We start from the raw sequence: 848 nt of genomic DNA, 5'->3' as shown, positions 1-848 counted from the left end.
CCCCGCTCCCCCCGAACGGCACCTACCTGATCACCGGTGGCGCGGGCGGCCTCGGCTCCGCACTCGCCCGTGACCTCGCGGAACGCGGCACACCCACGCTCGTCCTCACCGGCCGCACCCCCACCCCGCCCCGCGCCCTGCTCGACGAACTCCGCGCGCTCGGCGCCCTCGCCCGCTACCAGGCGGCCGACGTCACCGACGCGGACGCCGTCGACGACCTCGTGGCCGGCCTGCCGCCCCTGGACGCCGTGTTCCACGCGGCGGGCACGGCGCGCCCCGGCAGTCTGCGGGGCAAGCCGGACGACGAGATCGAGGCCGTACTCGCCGCGAAGGTGCGCGGGACGAGGCTGCTCGCCGAGGCGCTGCGGCGGCACGGCCAGGAGGACGCCGTACGTGTCGCCTTCTCGTCCGTCTCCGCCGTACTGCCAGGCCTGGCCGGCGCCCTCGGCGACTACGCGGCCGCCAACTCCTTCCTGGACGCTTTCGCCACCGCCGAACGCGCCGCCGGCCGCCCCTGGCAGAGCATCGCGTTCGGCCCGGTCACCGACACGGGCCTGGCGAGCGGAACGCACCCGGCGCTCGCGCCTCTGACCGCCCGGGCAGCCCTGGCGGCCCTCCACCAGGCACTCACCCTTGACACGGCACACGTCCTGATCACGGCCTCGCCCACCGCACTCCCGGCGTCCACGCTCGCGGCGTCCACGCTCCCGGCGTCCACGCTCCCGGATAGGGCAGCTGACGGGATGGAGGCCGCAGGCCCCGTAGGGACGCGAGGAACTGCGCGACCAGCCACAACGCCCCCGCAGCCGCCAACGAACAGCTCCCCCCGAGCCATCAGGCGCCCACCC

1 protein-coding gene is annotated in these 848 nt (G+C 76.1%); it reads left to right on the top strand.

Annotated features, from left to right (window positions below; genetic code table 11):
* Positions 1-848, top strand: an 848-nt coding sequence (locus P1P70_RS45200; RefSeq protein ID WP_319248380.1) for a ketoreductase domain-containing protein, incomplete at both ends; no start/stop codon positions are given.

This window comes from Streptomyces sp. MB09-02B (assembly GCF_033794485.1).
GTDB lineage: Bacteria > Actinomycetota > Actinomycetes > Streptomycetales > Streptomycetaceae > Streptomyces.
This window is presented reverse-complemented; position numbering and strand designations above follow the sequence as displayed.